Source organism: Pseudoalteromonas sp. SWN166 (assembly GCF_015864485.1).
Taxonomy (GTDB): domain Bacteria; phylum Pseudomonadota; class Gammaproteobacteria; order Enterobacterales; family Alteromonadaceae; genus Pseudoalteromonas.
Genome location: NZ_JADYXB010000022.1, coordinates 1 through 16802 on the forward strand (window position 1 = coordinate 1; position 16802 = coordinate 16802).

The following is a 16802-nucleotide window of genomic DNA, read 5'->3' on the forward strand; positions in this document are numbered from 1 at the left end:
TGATAAGCTCAACCATCGGCCAAGAAAAACAAGAGGGTATAAAACCCCTCATGAATTATTTACGGGGCAATCAGAAGTTCTGGTGGCTGCATAATGATTGCACTTAATACTTGAATTCAAGGTTTGTTTTATTGTTATAAGTATCATTTTTACAGCAAGAGGTTATTAGGCATTCAACTAGCATATAAAAATTTAACGTGGCAAACTTGCTAATACACGACTATTTTTTAGCTTTAGATGACAAATGCACACATTGGCTGATCATTACTTTTCAAGTATTCTTGATTACTTACAAGCGCAAGGCATTAGTACTAAAACGGCTTTGCACGCTATTAGCTTTGACGAATTTAGTAATCAACGTACCCATCAATTAGCGCCGCGTATTAGTTTAAATAGTTACAATGCTTTATTAGTTTATGGCAAGAAAACACTTAACGATCCTCTTTTTGGTTTTACCCTAGGTCAGCAAATTCGCACTGCTGACTACGGCGTTTTAGGTTACTTAATTGAATCAAGCGATAACTTAAGCAGTGCCATTAAAGCATTGTTAAGCTACGACAGCTTGGTGGCTGATATTGGTAAAGCCAAGTTTGAACTAAATACTGATACAGCAACTATTCGTTGGATTGCTCACCAAAGTTGTAATGAGCATGTTGTTTTACGAAACATGACCGCGTGGGTAAGTGTAATTCGCCAGTTAATAAATTTAACGCTTTCGCCAAGTAGTATTAGTTTCACTTATAATTGGTTGCCATCGCAAAGGCGCGCCCTTGAATCATGGTTTAAATGCCCTGTAAAAAGCAGTGCTGAATATAATCAAGTTAGCTTTCCGAGTCATTATTTAACGCTGCCCTTTAAAACCGATAACGCCATTATTAATTCTACTTTTAAGCAATTGTCAGAGCAGCAACTCTCTAACTTTAAAAGCCAGCAGTGTATTGACGATAAAGTTAATCAGTTACTTACAGCTAAAACTACCTTGCAAAACTGCAACCTAATAGGCATAGCTGATGCGCTTAATTTAACACCCCGAACGCTACAACGACGCTTAAAACAACAAGACTTAACCTTTGCTCAGCTACTTGAAAAAGAACGTAAAAAACGTGCAGATACATTAATAGCCAGCATGCCACTTGCTGATTTATCTAATATTTTAGGATTTAAAGATCAAAGCTCTTTTAATCGAGCTTTTTTACGCTGGCATAAATGCTCGCCATTACAATTTATAAAATACAAAACAGCAAGAACAGCCAAGTAAGTGCAAATTATTTACGTTATATAAACATAATATATATATGTTTTAGTTAATACTCTCTACACTAGGTGTATTATTGCTTTAAAAGATTTTTTATGTTTTTGCGTGTTTTATTAAGTGCTTTTGTATTTATTTTATATAGCCCCCTGTGTAACGCCGATTCGGTTACTTTTATAGCTGAAGACCTTCCTCCTTATCACTTTAAAAATCAGCAAGGTGAAGTAACTGGCGCTTTAGTCGACATTGCCAAAGCCGTTGTAAAGCAAACAAAATTAACCGCTAACTTTGAAATAATGCCCATGGCTCGCGTTTTTAAGGAGCATCAAACAAATACCAACGCCATAATGTTGTCTTTGTTAAAAACCCCAAAGCGGATTGATAAATATACGTGGTTAGGTGAGGTGTACGTTGCAGACGCCTATTTAGTTAGTTTAAAAAGCCATATAGATGAAGTCGTTCACTTAAATTTTGCAAAAGAATATAAAGTAGCAACCATTCGTGGCTACCTAAGCGAAGCCTACTTAAAACAAAAAGGCTTTACCGAAAAAAAAAATTTAATACTGGTCAGTTACTATAATCAACTTTGGCAAATGCTTTATAAAAACCGAATCGACTTTGTAGTGACTAATACACTAACTATTGATAACGAGCTAAAAAGTTTAGGACTCGATCCTAGCCTAATAACAAAACGAATTCATTTAAGCGATCTTCCCTCTTCACTTAATTTTGCAGCAAGTAATCAACTTAATCCTAAAACAGCTAAAGCACTCTCTGACGCATTAAGTAGTATTAAAGAAAATGGTGAATACCATGCCATTTTAAACAAGTGGCAACTTTTATTACCAAACACGACTAACTTGCAGCACTAACCATAGTTAAAGCCCGACATTAGTTATTTGCAGTGGTTACTTAGTTATTTGCTAAACGCGGCAAAGCAAACTACAAAATTAAAAATCTCCTCCCCCCCAAAAAATAGACTACACCTTAGCGCCAAAATCTACGTTAAACATCACTAAATGAATAGCCAAGCACATAAAAAATACATACCGCAAACACTTCCATAAAAGCCGTTAAAAAACACCTAAACCAAATTGGTATAACAAAAAATCATTTAAAAAATATTCAATCTTACTAATTGGTAAGTTTTAATTGTTAAATTGGTATGCTAGATTGAGATTAAGCGATGCCTGTACCGCACAATTTTTACTTCATCACACAGAGACAATAATGATAAAAAATACATCTACATTTAAACTTACGGCTTTAGCCGTTATCACCCCTTTACTTTTTACCGCTTGTTCAAGTACCCAAAGCACTAATCAGCAAAGCGATGCGCCGGTACCTGCAACAAAGTTTGATTTATCTCACTGGAAAATAAATGTACCAGTCGACTTAAACAACGACGGTAAAATTGATGAAATAGATGTAGAAGAAATTCAGACTTACGCACACCCTGATTTTTTCTATCTTGATGACAAAGGCTACATGGTATTTACCTCCCCAAATAAAGCGCTTACAAGTGCTAACTCTACTAATACGCGTAGCGAACTTAGACAAATGATCCGTGGATCAAATACTAAAATTAAAACTAAACATTCAAAAAACAATTTTGCACTTGCTGTGCACCCGCTATCGGAGCGTTTTGGCTCGGTAGGCGGTAAAATGGAAGCAACATTAAAAGTAGATCACGTTGCGCTACGTGCTACTGACCCTAGCAAGAAAGCTGCATTCTCAGTGGTTGTAGGGCAAATTCACGCAGGTAAAGACCAGGCACTTATTGATACCAAGCTTGGTTATGGCTGGGGCAATGAGCCGCTTAAAATTTATTATAAAAAATGGCCAGGACATAAAACGGGCTCAGTTTTTTGGAACTACGAACGTAACTTACCTAAAACGAATCCTGACCGTACAGATATTACTTACCCAGTTTGGGGTAATACATGGGAAAACCCTAACGAGCCAGGCAATGCCGGTATTGCACTAGGTGAAGAATTTAGCTACACGGTAAACGTGTATAAAAATGTTATGCACCTTACATTTAGCGCACAAGGCAAAGAAGACGTTAACTACTCTATTAACTTAGGTAATAACGTAGATGCTTATGGCAAAGTGGACGAAAAAGATCATCCACATGGTTACGCAGCAGATTGGCATTACTTTAAAGCAGGCGCTTATAACCAATGTAGTACTAAAAGCGCCAAAGGTATTTGGTACCCAGGTTGTTTAGGAACTGGCGATTGGTCTACGGATAAGCTAAATGGCGATTACGCTCAAGTAAGCTTTAGTAAACTAGAGTTGAGCCCAGCGACACCGCCAACAAAATAACTAGGCTAAACAGCCTCAGATAAGTAATTTTTTAGTGATGTAAACAGTGGCGTTGGTAGATTATTAATATCGCACCAGCGCCACTTTAAACATTTATTAGGCTCGTTTAGCTCAGGCTCTCCGCCTTCAAAATCAGCTTTTACATACAACGTAATATAGTGTTTTTTCTCTGCTGTGAAAATATCATTGGTAAAATCAAGCTTAGTAATTTTACTTACTTTTAAACCTGTTTCTTCTAACACTTCTCGTATTGCACATTGCTCAACACTTTCACCAAACTCTAAATGCCCACCAGGTGTTGCCCATGTATTAGCACCGTGCGCGCCAATACGCTCACCTAGTAAAATTGTGTTTTGATGCTTTATGATAACCGCCACACCCACTCTAACTGCATTATTCATTTAAGCCCTAAGCTGTTTTAATTATATTTATTAGCATGCTGATATTTTACTAAATATTTGTCAAATATAGTTATGCATAGCGTTAGAAAGATAACCTACATTGTAAACGCAACGCTAAATTGAATGTATTTTAACCGACCAAGGTCGAATAGCCTGCCCGTTAAAAAGAGCCTACATTTTGTAAGGTCTCTCACACACAAATTTAGTTTTAGGAGCCTTACATGTCAGGCGAGTATCAACAGCAATATAATACATTTAAGCAAAACCTCACACAGTTTTGGCTTGAACAAAGTAAAAATATTCCATGGTATAAAACACCAAAGCAAGCATACACACAAGACGACGACGGGCTTTACCATTGGTTTAGCGACGGGCAATTAAATACTAGTTTTTTAGCGCTAGACCAACACGTTATTGCCGGATTTGGCGAGCAAACGGCACTAATTTATGACTCCCCTGTTACCAATACAAAACAAACCTATAGCTACTCACAACTACAACAAGAAGTGGCTAAATTTGCAGGCGTAATGCAATCTTTAGGTGTTACAAAAGGCGACCGTGTTGTAATTTATATGCCAATGATCCCACAAGCTGTTATTGGTATGTTGGCGTGCGCTCGCCTTGGTGCTATTCATTCTGTAGTATTTGGTGGGTTTGCTGCGCACGAGCTGGCTGTACGCATTGATGATGCCAAGCCCAAACTTATACTTAGCGCCTCATGTGGTGTTGAAGTAAACAGCGTTATTGAATACAAGCCACTCATTGATAACGCAATAGACTTAGCTGTGCACAAAGTAGAACACTGCGTTATTTTTCAGCGCCCGCAAGCCATCGCCACACTTAAGCCTAAACGAGACATAGATTGGACTCAGGCAATGCAAACGGCTGCAAGCGCAGATCCGGTGCCTGTAAATGGAGATGATCCACTTTATATTTTATATACCTCAGGCACGACAGGCACACCCAAAGGCGTAGTGCGCGAAAATGGCGGTCATGCAGTAGCAATGCAATACAGCATGGAAACCGTTTATGGTATGAAGCCCGGCGACGTATTTTGGGCTGCGTCTGACATTGGATGGGTAGTTGGGCATTCTTATATAGTTTATGCGCCGTTAATGTATCGCTGCGCTACCGTATTATATGAAGGTAAACCCGTTAAAACGCCCGATGCTAGTGCATTTTGGCGCGTGGTCGAAGAATATAAAGTAAATGCATTATTTAGTGCTCCCACCGCATTTAGAGCGATTAAAAAAGAAGATCCAAATGCTGATGGTTTTAACCAATACAATACCTCTAGCTTAAAACGCTTGTTTTTAGCAGGTGAGCGATTAGATCCCCCTACTTACGAATGGCTTAAAGAAAAAACTAAACTACCGGTGCTCGATCATTGGTGGCAAACAGAAACCGGTTGGGCTATTGCGTGTAACCCTGTAGGGCTTGAGTACTTAGCAACAAAACCTGGCAGTTCTACCGTCCCGACTCCAGGTTTTGATGTACGAATATTGGATATGGATGGCAATGAATGCGCAGCTAACGAGCAAGGCGCCGTGGTAATTAAACTGCCACTTCCACCGGGTTGCCTACCAACAATTTGGCAAGATACCCCGCGTTTTAAAGCAAGCTACCTAAATGAATACGAGGGGTATTATTTATCTGGAGATGGCGGTTATATTGATGAAGACGGCTACCTATTTATTATGGGCAGAACCGACGACGTTATAAATGTAGCAGGACATAGGCTTTCTACCGGCGAAATGGAAGAGATAGTAGCCGCGCACCCTGCTGTTGCCGAATGCGCTGTTTTTGGTGTGAACGATCCTCTAAAAGGGCAGCTTCCTATGGGAATGATCGTGCTTAAAAATGATTTTATGGGCTCAAGTACCGACGTAGAACAAGCGCTTGTTTTAAGTGTTCGTAATCAGATTGGCGCTATTGCGTGCCTTAAAAATATAGTTAGCGTAGATAGGTTGCCCAAAACACGCTCGGGTAAAATACTGCGTAAAAATTTACGTCAACTAGTTGATGGCGAAGAGCTACAAATACCTTCAACCATAGATGATGCCAGTATCTTTGAAGAAATAAACCAACAACTAACACAAAGATAAACCCAACCAACCTATCTAAAGCCATTTTTATAATGGCTTTTTATTTCATCCTTATATTTGATCCTTTTACTTAAGTTTAGGTTTAGTTTTAAGTTTTAAGTTTTAAGTTTTAAGCTTTAATTAAACCAATCACTGAAATTTTTTGCGACTTTGCGCTTTCTTCTTTTAATAGCGTTATTAATTTAATCAATTTTAAAAGGAATGGTGTATGCCCCGCTTGCTACAAAAACTATTAACTACAGCCCTATTATTTATAGGCTTTGCCACACAAGCCTTTGAGATTGAAGACTTAGGCGATGGCTTACACCGCTTTATAGACGACAGACACCGCTCAGTATTTTTAATCACTCCTGAGGGCGCAATTGTTACCGACCCGCTTAATAAAAAAGCCGCCACCTGGTTAAACGAGCAAATTAAAACTCGCTATAACGTACCGATAAAATATGTAATTTACAGCCATAATCACAGCGATCATATTTACGGCGCCGAGGTATTTAAAAGCCCGCACACCACTTTTGTAGCGCATAAACTCGCCGCGCAAGATATTAAAAACACACAAATGAAAACGGTAATGCCCAGCCTTACTTTTGATAACGAGCTACTACTTACCCTTGGTAATTCAACAGTAAAGCTTAACTACCATGGTCCAAACGATGGTCGTGGTTCGGTTAGTATATTATTCGAAAAGCAAAAAACACTATTTATAGTTGATTGGATCGTTATTGGCAGAATGCCGTGGCAAAAGCTGTGGAGTTACGATATTCAAGGCATGATTAACTCAACCCAAGCGGTACTCAAATATGACTTTAATACTTTTGTAGGCGGACATGCCGATATTGGCAGCAAGGCTGATGTAGCGCGCTATTTAACTTATATAGAGCTTTTATATAGCCAAGTAACAGCAGGCGTTTTAGCTGGTAATACGCTTGACGAAATTAAACAAAATGTAAAATTAGACCAATTTAGTGACTTTAAACAGTTTGATGTATGGTTACCACTTAACATAGAGGGCGTGTACGAGCGTTTAATGGAAGAGTCTGGTATGGGTTGGCGCAGCGATTTATAAGTTTGAACTCAGCGGACTAAGCTCTGAGCTCTAAACTCAATATTATAAGCATTGGTATATTTAACGCAGTACCAATGTACTTATTAATTAGTTAAATAAGGCATCAAAAGTCATATAAGTCACCTTTACAATGTCCTTACATTTGCTGACAGCACTATACAAAAAAAAGTTTATCCTAGGCTTAGCATTAAGCTATATAGGACTAATAAACATGAACTTATCTTTAAAAATAGTTTTAGTAATAGCGACCGCGCTTATTATGAGCGGCTGCACTGTATATCAACATGGTCCCAGTGCGTATAAACCACATAAAAAAGTAGTTAAAGTAGTTACACCTGTTTTAGTAACTGAGCACAACTCTCCAAACATTATTATCGTAAAAGCCAAGCCCACAAATCAAGCCTGCACTAAACACGATGATCATTGGCATTGTAAGGCTCGATAAAAACTCTTTGATTGAGTAAAATTAGCAATCTAAACGTTACTAATATCCGCTTGCGATCTTATTTTCAGCTACTTCCATACTTTTCTAAAATACTGAAAAAACCTGACTAGCAAAACTCGAAAGCATGGTTAATTAGCGTTCATACTTTTAATTTCCTCTATTGTGTACGGAAGGCTCTTCCTATGCGCGACTGAGTAGTAATTAGAGCATAACGGGATCAAATCTTTTATTGGGCAAACTACATTATTTTTAGTTATGTCATATCCAGTTAAAGCTCCTTTAAGTTCGCCTTTAACATAAGCATGGAGTATTTTCATTGTTTCGTAGCCACCACCTCTTTCAGGAGCAACTATTTTTAATACATTTCCTGAATCCAGCGATGGCTCTTAGACTCAACGAGAAAAGACTTTAAAACTTTAAACTCGATATCCTCCATAAGACTTCCGTGAGCTAATTAATAGCAGCAAGAGCAGGTTTACTTTAAGTGCTTTAAAACCGTTCATATTGATTGTTTATGCTAGATTTTTTTCAGAATAGAACTTAAGGAAACGATAGTAAAACTCGGCTCTCCCACTATCACAAGATACTACCAAACTTCCGTCATATAAGTATTTAAGTGCATTTTCAACCGAAGCTTCAATTAAGTCTACCAACATCACAGGATTGACAATCGTAGACATGCTGTTATTTAGGTTATTAAAATCACCATCCCATGGTATGTCTGGATACTTTATCAAATCATCTGAATTTTTATCAAATACGAAACTATGATTTGGTTGGTTAGGTCGTTCAGCTTTCGATAAACATGATGCCGTATGCAAAAATGAATTTCTTAATGCATATAATGTTTTTGTATCTCTATCATTCTCAGAAAAACCACAAAAATAATATAGAGACTTTTTTATTGAGCTTGCATTAATGTCACTATAAGTAGGGATATCACTTCTTGAATAACAAAAACCAAGCTGATCTAAAACAGTGAATGCTGAAGCAAGGGGTAGAAAATTCTGAGAATACCTATAAAATTTAGCGTGCCTGATCTCTCCTATAACTAAAGGAAGAACAGATTGTATTTGTCCATGCTTTATGTCGTTATAGTCTCGAGCATTTAGATGAACAAATGCTAGTTCATTAAAAGTAAGCTCTTTTAGAACCTTATCTTTAATTGAATTATAATAGTCGATATATTGCATGTTACTCCATTAACCCTAATAATTTAGTAGCACATAATTCACGTGTATTTCCATTCGCGCTACACTCGCATCCTTTCTATTTATAGTTTTAGCAAATTACTTAACACATTACTATCACTAAGTTTTTTATATTCTCAGCGTTAAATTAAATATTTTTGAATGTAAAAAACCTAAGTATTAAGAAAGTCTATTAACTAAAATCGACCACCACTTCATAACGCCCTGGCATGTCGTTTACTTCGTATACCCAACCGTGTCGTTTTATTATTTTTTCGCTTAACTCTAATCCTAAACCGTAGCCAATATTGGTAGGCTTATTTGCGCTATTAGTAACGTGTGACGTATCAGTTTGTGCGCTGCTATTTACTATAATCACGCGGCTACCTTGTTGAGTAATACGCACTTGCCCTTGTTGCGTATGCTGATACGCATTACGTATTAAATTTGTAAGTACTATGTGGCATGCGGTGGCTTCGGTACTAATAGTCGTACTGTGGTTATCGGTATTTATAAGTACATCAACTTGTTTTGAATTGAGTAAATAATCGAGTTCGTTACCCAAGGTCGTTATTTTAACGGCTAGGTTTACAGGCTCTGGTGAACTTTGCTGGTCGTCATTTCTGCTAAGCCACAATAACGTCTCAGTTAAATCGCTCATGGTTAAACCGGCGCGCTCAATTCGCTGCAGTGTAAGTTGTTGCTTATCGCTTAAAGGCGCTTTTTCGCTTAAGCGGTTCAGTAACTCAACGTTGCTGCGAATAACCGAAATTGGCGTACGTAACTCGTGGCTTGCATAACTTAAAAAGCGCTGCTCTCGCTCAAGGCTATCATGAGCCGAAAGTAAACTGCTGCGCACTAAGGTTGCCAACGTATTTAACTCATTGTAAGTAAAGTCAGGTGGCGCCTGTTGTAAATTTGTTTGATTTAACGATTTAGCCCAACCCCGCAGGGACTCTACCGGTTTTGCTATCTTTTTCATTACCATAAACAAAAAGAAGGTAAACAGCGCTATTGCCGTTATTCCCGTTAACGCTATCCATAATAACCTTTGTATTGGTTTTTCGGGTTTTCCTTTTTTTGGAAGGCGGTTTTCCTCAAGCATAATACGTGATACATAACGAGCTTCACCAGCAGGGTTTTCAAAATACACAACAAAATATAAGTCTTTTGGCATAGAAAAAAATGATGTTTTTTCTTGGCTTTTTTGCAATATACCTCGCTCTGTAGGCTTTATAAAACGTTTCTTAATCTCATTTGGCACATCCTCCCAACGACTTGCTATATTAAAGCCAATCATTTCTTTCGGTTGCCCGTTTTTAACCTCAGCCGATTGCGAAAGTGCATGCATTACGCCATTCAAGCCTTTGTCTAAACCATCGGTAAAATAGCTAACACTTAAAAACGAAAAACCAATAGCCATTAACGAACTTAAAAGCACCATGCTGACAAAAAAGTACAACCTTAAACTAGGTCTTATTTTCATGCATGTGTCTCATTTTTTAGTTTTAATACAAACCCTACACTGGGAATTGTCTCAAGTACCGCTTGGCAATTAGCTTGCTCTAACTGTTTTCGTAAATGGTAAATATGTACTTTTAGGCTGTTACTGTCGGGCTGCTCGTCTCCCCAAATGGCTTGCATAATTGCGTGTCGGGTAACTGGCTTTTGTTGCTCCCTAATAAGTAATTCTAATAACTTAAAAGTAATGGGTGATAACTTTAAATTGTGCGCCGCAACAGTTGCCGTATGCGCGGTTAAATTAAGCGTTAAATTAGCAAGTGTAAGGCGCTTTACCTCACCACTTTTGCGTTTTGCTAATACTTTAACGCGCGCTACTAACTCTTTCATAGCAAATGGTTTTACGAGATAATCGTCACTACCGGCTGCAAATCCCTCAAGCTTATTGTCGAGGCTATCACGCGCTGTCAGCATTAATACTGGTGTATCAATGCCTCGCTCACGTAATGTTTTGCACATGGTTAAACCATCCATTTTTGGCATGTTTACATCTAATATAATCATTTGATATTGATTACGTTCTATTAAATTTAAGCCCATTACGCCATTACTTGCATGGTCACACTCTATTGACTCAATTTCGAGATAATCAACAATGGTGGTTGCCAAGTCGATGTCGTCTTCAACCAGTAGTACGTTTATCATTAAGAGGCTGTTTCCTGCGTTTTATTTTTAGCACCTAGCGATTTTAGCACAGCATCAATACCGCGTTTAGCGTCGGTTTGAATCATCAATAATGCAGGTATAAGTATTAAGGTAATAACTGTGGCAAACAAAATACCGTAACCAAGTGATGCAGCCGCAGGGATTAAAAATTGTGCCTGAATTGAGGTTTCACTAAGAAGCGGTACCAAGCCTGCGTAAGTTGTAATTGAGGTTAGTAAAACAGCACGCAGACGACTCGTACACGACTCAACTATGGCGTCATGCGTATTCATATCCTCTTCTTTTGTTAGTTCGTTAAAACGCGAAACAAGTAATAGGCTGTCGTTTACCACCACACCACTGAGCGCCAATATACCGTTTAATGACAATATGCTAATGGTTAAGTCGTTCCACCAATGCCCAAGTATTGCACCAACTACACCAAACGGAATTGCTACCATGATCAACATAGGTTGAACATACGATTTAAGCGGAATAGCCAACAGTACATATATAACTAATAAAGCAGCGACAAACATGCCGTACATTGACCCTGTTGTTTCGTCTTGCTCTTCAGCTTCACCCGCAAAATGAATATTCAAAGTAGGAAATTGCTGAGTTAATTCTGGTATTAAGTCGCGTTGTAAATCAGCCACTAATTCGTTTGGAGCAATCACATCTTTATCTACTTGCGCACTTAAATAAATTGCACGAAGTCCATCAATACGCGTTATTTCATCGTGTTGGTATTCACTGTTAATTGTCGCTACGTTTACAAGCGGTACAACGGTGCCATCAGGCAATCGGATACGCGATTGCATAATATCGGCAGGTGTTTGACGGGCGTTCTCTGGATAACGTACACGTACTTTTATTTCGTCTTTATTACGTTGATAACGCTGTACAATTGCGCCGCCAAAGGCTTGCAGTATTTGCTTTGATAAGCTCGCGGTATCCATACCTAGGGCGCGACCTTGCGCGCTTAGTGTAAATTTTAACTGCGGTTGACCGGGATTTAAATTGTCGTCTATTCCGTTAACCCCTGCCGTATTTTGTAAGTGCTCTTTAAATAGTGCGCCCGCTGCCATTACGGTTTCGTCGTCCCATGCTTTAAGCTCAACTTTAAAATTATCAACCATTTTACGCGTAGCTAATATTTGTAGCTTTTTACTGCCCTCAGGACTTGCGGCTAAACGCTGCCATTCTTGAGCAAATTCACTTGCAGTGAAAGCGCCATCATCTAATAGCTCAACGCTTACCGTACCACTTGTATCGTTGCTACTAATTACTTGTAAACTGGTTATTTCGCTTTTATCTGAATTAAACTTAGTCATTAAGTTTTGCTCAGCTTGTATTGCACTTTGCTCAAGCATTAGTAAGTTTTTGTTTGTTTGACCATAAGCAGCATCAGTTTGCATAACCAAGTTGGCGGATACGGTATCGCCCAGAATGCTTGGGAAAAAACCTACTTTTACTGCACCTGTCATTGGCATACCTATGACGAGTATAAAAAAAGCAATAAACCCAGCAACGACTGCATATCTAAAGCGCAATGAGAGTTCAATAACCTTACAATAAATGTTTTTGCTAAACCAATTTAGACCGCTATCGGCGCCATGTTGTATTTTAGACCATACCCCACTTAACCCTTTTTTAATTTGGCGCTTGGTACTTACATGGGCTAAATGCGAGGGTAATATAAGCTTTGATTCAACGAGCGAAAGCAGTAAACAGATGGTCACTACAGTGGCAAATTGAGAGTAAATTTTACCTAGATTACCAGATACATTCGACAGTGCCATAAATGCAGCAACAGTGGTCAATACCCCAAATATTGTCGGTACAGCTACTTTCATTGTACCCAAAACCGTGTTATTTATTGTATCGCCATGTTTTTTACGTGTAGTGTAAATACTCTCGCCGACAACAACGGCATCGTCTACCACTATGCCCAGCGCCATAATAAAGCCGAAGGTAGTCATTTCGTTTATGGTCAGTGCGGTGTAGCCATCGGTCATAAAATACAGCGTGCCAAAAAATACAAATGGCAAGCCACCAGCAACCCATAAAGCCACACGTACATTTAAAAATATGGCTAGTATTACAAACACCATAATAATACCGGTCACCGCGTTTTTAGTCAGTAGCGATAAACGTTCGGTGATCATGGTGCTTTTGTCATTCCAGCTTTCTAGCTCTACATTTTGAGGTAATAGACCACTTTCGTGCCACGTTTTTATTACATTATTAGCCTGCTCAACAATGGTGATTATGTCGCTGGTATCACCCATTAGAATTTCAACGCCGACTGCATTTTGTTGGTTATAACGACTTAGTGAGTTGTTATCTTCAGAAAAGCTGTCGCTAACAATAGCAACATCACCTAATTTGATTTGTGCGCCAGATGCGGTAGTGAGTAAAACGATATTGGCAAAGTCGCGCTGCCAGTAAGCTTGGTCAGCCGCTTTCAGACGTATAATTTTACTGCTATCACGTAAACTAGTTGATAGTGGGCTTGATGACTCGTTATTAATCACCTCACTTATGTCACTAATGGTTAATCCATAGGCTTGTAATTTACCTTCATCGATTTCTACTGACATCATCGGATCGAGAACACCCGACTGAGTTACATCAGTAATACCTGATTGCGCTAATAAATCGGCTTTAAGTTTTTCACCCAGGTTTTGTAATGTATGGCGATCTGCATCTCCAAAAAGCTGTAGTGTTAATGCATGATCTTGCCTGCGCGCTTTATCAATAACAGGTTGCTCAGCATCAACAGGGAAGTTATTAATTGCATCAACTTGATTTTTTACATCAAAGAGTAGCTCATCGAGTGAATAATCTGTTTCTTTTTCAATGCTAACATGGCTGCCGCTTGCATCAGATGTAGAGGTAATGCGCTTTATACCTTGTACTGTTTCAAGAGCTTCTTCTATTTTGAGCGCAATCCCCTCTTCAGCTTGTAATGCATCACCACTGTCATAAACAACTGACACCGAAACAGTATCAGGCTCCAAACTCGGAAAAGCTTCTTTACGCAACGTAGAAAGCGACATAATCCCTATTACAATCACGCTTATTAACAATAAATTAGCTGCAACAGAGTTATTTGCAAACCAATTAATAATACCGTGCAACGGGTTATTACTGCTAGGTACTTGAGGTGGTTGATGAGGGCTCATTATTGTACCCCTTCAACAATTGGATTTACCCTCATGTCGTTTAAATAACTAACAAGTGGACGCACAACTACTTTTAATTTACTAACACCCTCTATTGGTGAAATGTATACGTAATCTCCACGCTCAAATACTTTATTGGCTTGTGTGCTTACTAAGTTGTTTTTATCATTCACGTACCAAATTAAGCCATCTTGTGATACCGCTGAAGCAGGCAGTTCAATTACGTTACTTAATTGTTTACCGGCAATTTCAACCGCTAAAAATGTACCTGGCAATAATGGCGTCGCTTGCTCAAACGGTTTATCAAGAGCAACTATAACGCTGCGCTGGCGAGAGCTTTCGTCTAGGTGTTGTTCAAAACGATCAATGTAACCAGTCCATTTGGTATTAGTAGCTACATCACTTAAAATAACCTCATTTGACTTATTATTTGCCAGATTTTGCCACTGATTCAATGAAAGCGGCACGTTTATTTCTACTTTGTCAGTGCTGTTTAATGTGGCAAGCGTATCGCCAATACCAACATAAGTACCTAAATCGATATCTCGCGATAAAATAACACCATCAAACGGAGCACTTAACTGGGTATTATTTACATCACGCTGTGTTGTTTTAAGTGCATATTGAGCGTCATCAAGCGTGGCTTGCGCGGCTTCTAGCTGCAAGGTTCTAAATACCAGCGGTGAGCTTGGCGCCTGCGTAACGCCTGAGCGTTCCCATTCACGTTTTGCTTGCTCCCCTAAATCTTGCTCTTCTTGCAGTGCGAGTTTCGCATCAGCGAGTGTGGCTTTGGCATTTGCGAGGGCTTGTAAGTATTCAGTATTATCTATTTGTGCAAACACCTGCCCTTTAGATACAAAGTTTCCGGTTGCAAATTGCTCACTCATACTAGTCACTTCGCCTTTAACTTGTGCTTTTAAGGTCAGTGTCCAATGCGCCTTTGCTTGACCATGTCCGTTCACATAAGCTTGGTAAGTACCCGCAACAGCATTAATTACCGATACATTTGGTGCAATAGCTCTAACCGTGACAGATTTTGAGCTATTAGCTTGTTCATCCATTTTTTTAGCGTTATACGCAACAGCAAGCCCTATACTAATAATTGCAACAAGGGTTACAATAACAGGTGTTGGCGAAATTCTCATGACGATACTCCAAGGCCCAAAGCAAGGCCTAAATCTATGCGGTTAGTTAAAAGGGTGTAGTTTATTTGACTAAGTTGAGCTTGCAGGTCGTATACTTTTTGTTGCACTGTTAGCAAATCTAAAATATCAACCAAACCTTGTTGATACTTACTTTGATAGTTACTAAAGCTGCGTTGAGCGCTGGCAAGCGCATTGCTTATTTGTAGTCGTTGCTCGGTTAATGACTGCTCCTGTCCGAGGGCATTTTCTACCTCGTTTACCGCATTTAATAGAGTGTCTTGGTACTGCCAAAATGCTTGTTCAGCATTAAGTTTTGCTATATCAACTTGCGCCCGTAATGCACCGCCTTCAAATAAAGGTGCACTTAAGCTCCCCAATAAACTCCACACTGGGCTAGTTAATAATGCTTGGCTTGGCGTGCTTGCTAAATCACTCAGTGATGCCGAAAGCGAAATACTCGGTAGTAGCTCTTTGTACGATACATCAACCAAGTAATGCTTTGCCTGAATGTTGTAATAGGCACTTTGTAAGTCAGGTCGCCTTGCTAGGTCTTGCGCTGGTAAGGTGCTTAGTGGCTCAATAACGTTCGGCAGTGTTAATGTACTTGGCAGGTTTTGAAGTTTATCAGTGCCTACAATTAGCATTAAAGCACGTTTTGCTTTTGCTATTTGTTCTTGATAGTTAGCAATGGTTGCACGCGTTGATGACGTGCTAGCTCGTGCGGTATCAAGCGCTTCTAAATCACCTAACCCATATTGGTAGCGCTCTACAATACTTTGCTCATTATTTTGTAAAACAACTAAACGTTGCTGCTCTATATCGAGTAAATTTTGCTGCAAAATAATATTTAAATAAGTACGAATAACACTCGCTACTAATGTGTCTTTAGCACCTTGATAAGTAGCTTGGTTACTGGCAATAGTCATATCTTGCGCGGCTACGTTGTCAGCAATTTTTTGCCATATATCAGCTTCCCAGCTTATACCTACTGATGAGCTATATTGTGTACCATCGCTTTCACTGCGCTGGGCATCAAACCCTGCATCTATACTAAACCACTGGCTTGCTGCGGTTACATCACGCTGTGCATAGGCTAGTTTTAATGCGACATGCACTTGATTAAATGATGGATTATTAGCAATCGCTTGCTCAATAAGCGAATCAAGTCCATCTACATCCACCAAGTCGGTAATATAATTTACGTGCTGTGCATTACTTTGCGCATACTCCCAATTAGTATACTGCTCTAGCGATTGATCAGTACTTTGACCTTGATAACTTGGCTGACTACTACATGCAGCAAGCGTGCAACTAAGTGCAAGTAAAAAACCGGTTGAGTGCTTTTTAAAATAAACCATTTAACTATGCCTAATTCATACCATTACACATAGCTTATTAGGTCGAGGGTTAAGGAGGGGTTAAATGGTATTAAGTTAAAATAAATTTACTTCAAATAACCTTACAAACTTAAGGTAGGTAGAAGGATATACACTCTCAATACATATGAGTATTAGGT

At 39.0% G+C, this 16802-nt stretch carries 13 protein-coding genes; 6 read left to right on the plus strand and 7 right to left on the minus strand.

What is annotated here, in order from left to right:
• Positions 1–244: 244 nt before the first annotated feature.
• From I6F49_RS13435 to I6F49_RS13445, 3 genes are all read left to right on the plus strand, one after another.
• Complete coding sequence (locus I6F49_RS13435; RefSeq protein ID WP_197180943.1) at positions 245–1258, plus strand: AraC family transcriptional regulator; 1014 nt, start codon at positions 245–247, stop codon at positions 1256–1258.
• A 92-nt stretch (positions 1259–1350) separates the two neighbouring features.
• Entirely contained in the window at positions 1351–2124 is a 774-nt protein-coding gene (locus I6F49_RS13440) for a substrate-binding periplasmic protein (protein ID WP_197180945.1), read from the plus strand.
• Between the two features lie 358 nt (positions 2125–2482).
• Positions 2483–3580, plus strand: coding sequence for a polysaccharide lyase family 7 protein (locus tag I6F49_RS13445; protein ID WP_197180947.1), 1098 nt, complete (start codon positions 2483–2485; stop codon positions 3578–3580).
• Positions 3581–3585: 5 nt separating this feature from the next.
• On the opposite strand, the gene I6F49_RS13450 is transcribed toward I6F49_RS13445, so the two are convergent.
• Positions 3586–3981 (minus strand): nucleotide triphosphate diphosphatase NUDT15, encoded by a 396-nt coding sequence (locus tag I6F49_RS13450; protein ID WP_197180949.1) that lies wholly within the window; start codon positions 3979–3981, stop codon positions 3586–3588.
• 221 nt (positions 3982–4202) lie between these two features.
• Here I6F49_RS13450 and I6F49_RS13455 point away from each other — a divergent pair, with 221 nt between their 5' ends.
• From I6F49_RS13455 to I6F49_RS13465, 3 genes are all read left to right on the plus strand, one after another.
• Positions 4203–6086: a propionyl-CoA synthetase gene (locus tag I6F49_RS13455; RefSeq protein WP_197180951.1), complete on the plus strand. Its 1884-nt coding sequence runs from the start codon at positions 4203–4205 to the stop codon at positions 6084–6086.
• 208 nt (positions 6087–6294) lie between these two features.
• Entirely contained in the window at positions 6295–7152 is an 858-nt protein-coding gene (locus tag I6F49_RS13460; RefSeq protein ID WP_197180953.1) for an MBL fold metallo-hydrolase, read from the plus strand.
• A 211-nt stretch (positions 7153–7363) separates the two neighbouring features.
• Positions 7364–7597 (plus strand): hypothetical protein, encoded by a 234-nt coding sequence (locus I6F49_RS13465; protein ID WP_197180955.1) that lies wholly within the window; start codon positions 7364–7366, stop codon positions 7595–7597.
• A 512-nt stretch (positions 7598–8109) separates the two neighbouring features.
• Here I6F49_RS13465 and I6F49_RS13470 read toward each other — a convergent pair.
• The 6 genes from I6F49_RS13470 to I6F49_RS13495 form a co-directional block, all read right to left on the minus strand.
• On the minus strand, positions 8110–8790 hold the full coding sequence (locus tag I6F49_RS13470; protein ID WP_197180957.1) for a hypothetical protein: 681 nt from the start codon (positions 8788–8790) through the stop codon (positions 8110–8112).
• 190 nt (positions 8791–8980) lie between these two features.
• Positions 8981–10273 carry a sensor histidine kinase gene (locus I6F49_RS13475; RefSeq protein WP_197180959.1) on the minus strand — a complete coding sequence of 431 codons (1293 nt, stop codon included), beginning with the start codon at positions 10271–10273 and terminating at the stop codon, positions 8981–8983.
• Complete coding sequence (locus I6F49_RS13480) at positions 10270–10953, minus strand: response regulator transcription factor (protein ID WP_166419278.1); 684 nt, start codon at positions 10951–10953, stop codon at positions 10270–10272. The genes I6F49_RS13475 and I6F49_RS13480 overlap by 4 nt, the downstream gene beginning before the upstream one ends.
• A complete protein-coding gene (locus tag I6F49_RS13485) occupies positions 10953–14141 on the minus strand; it encodes an efflux RND transporter permease subunit (protein WP_197180961.1) in 3189 nt (1062 codons plus the stop codon). The genes I6F49_RS13480 and I6F49_RS13485 overlap by 1 nt, the downstream gene beginning before the upstream one ends.
• Positions 14141–15286, minus strand: a complete 1146-nt coding sequence (locus tag I6F49_RS13490; RefSeq protein WP_197180963.1) for an efflux RND transporter periplasmic adaptor subunit — start codon at positions 15284–15286, stop codon at positions 14141–14143. Before I6F49_RS13490 ends, I6F49_RS13485 begins: the two co-directional genes overlap by 1 nt.
• Positions 15283–16644, minus strand: coding sequence for a TolC family protein (locus I6F49_RS13495; RefSeq protein ID WP_197180965.1), 1362 nt, complete (start codon positions 16642–16644; stop codon positions 15283–15285). The genes I6F49_RS13490 and I6F49_RS13495 overlap by 4 nt, the downstream gene beginning before the upstream one ends.
• Positions 16645–16802: the final 158 nt, after the last annotated feature.

What these genes read in the sequence shown, in the direction of transcription:
- I6F49_RS13470 (WP_197180957.1), bottom strand. Translation starts at nt 8,790, where the DNA reads ATGCAATATATCGACTATTATAATTCAATTAAAGATAAGGTTCTAAAA.
- I6F49_RS13490 (WP_197180963.1), bottom strand. Translation starts at nt 15,286, where the DNA reads ATGAGAATTTCGCCAACACCTGTTATTGTAACCCTTGTTGCAATTATT.
- I6F49_RS13480 (WP_166419278.1), bottom strand. Translation starts at nt 10,953, where the DNA reads ATGATAAACGTACTACTGGTTGAAGACGACATCGACTTGGCAACCACC.
- I6F49_RS13465 (WP_197180955.1), top strand. Translation starts at nt 7,364, where the DNA reads ATGAACTTATCTTTAAAAATAGTTTTAGTAATAGCGACCGCGCTTATT.
- I6F49_RS13450 (WP_197180949.1), bottom strand. Translation starts at nt 3,981, where the DNA reads ATGAATAATGCAGTTAGAGTGGGTGTGGCGGTTATCATAAAGCATCAA.
- I6F49_RS13455 (WP_197180951.1), top strand. Translation starts at nt 4,203, where the DNA reads ATGTCAGGCGAGTATCAACAGCAATATAATACATTTAAGCAAAACCTC.
- I6F49_RS13435 (WP_197180943.1), top strand. Translation starts at nt 245, where the DNA reads ATGCACACATTGGCTGATCATTACTTTTCAAGTATTCTTGATTACTTA.
- I6F49_RS13445 (WP_197180947.1), top strand. Translation starts at nt 2,483, where the DNA reads ATGATAAAAAATACATCTACATTTAAACTTACGGCTTTAGCCGTTATC.
- I6F49_RS13485 (WP_197180961.1), bottom strand. Translation starts at nt 14,141, where the DNA reads ATGAGCCCTCATCAACCACCTCAAGTACCTAGCAGTAATAACCCGTTG.
- I6F49_RS13475 (WP_197180959.1), bottom strand. Translation starts at nt 10,273, where the DNA reads ATGAAAATAAGACCTAGTTTAAGGTTGTACTTTTTTGTCAGCATGGTG.
- I6F49_RS13440 (WP_197180945.1), top strand. Translation starts at nt 1,351, where the DNA reads ATGTTTTTGCGTGTTTTATTAAGTGCTTTTGTATTTATTTTATATAGC.
- I6F49_RS13460 (WP_197180953.1), top strand. Translation starts at nt 6,295, where the DNA reads ATGCCCCGCTTGCTACAAAAACTATTAACTACAGCCCTATTATTTATA.
- I6F49_RS13495 (WP_197180965.1), bottom strand. Translation starts at nt 16,644, where the DNA reads ATGGTTTATTTTAAAAAGCACTCAACCGGTTTTTTACTTGCACTTAGT.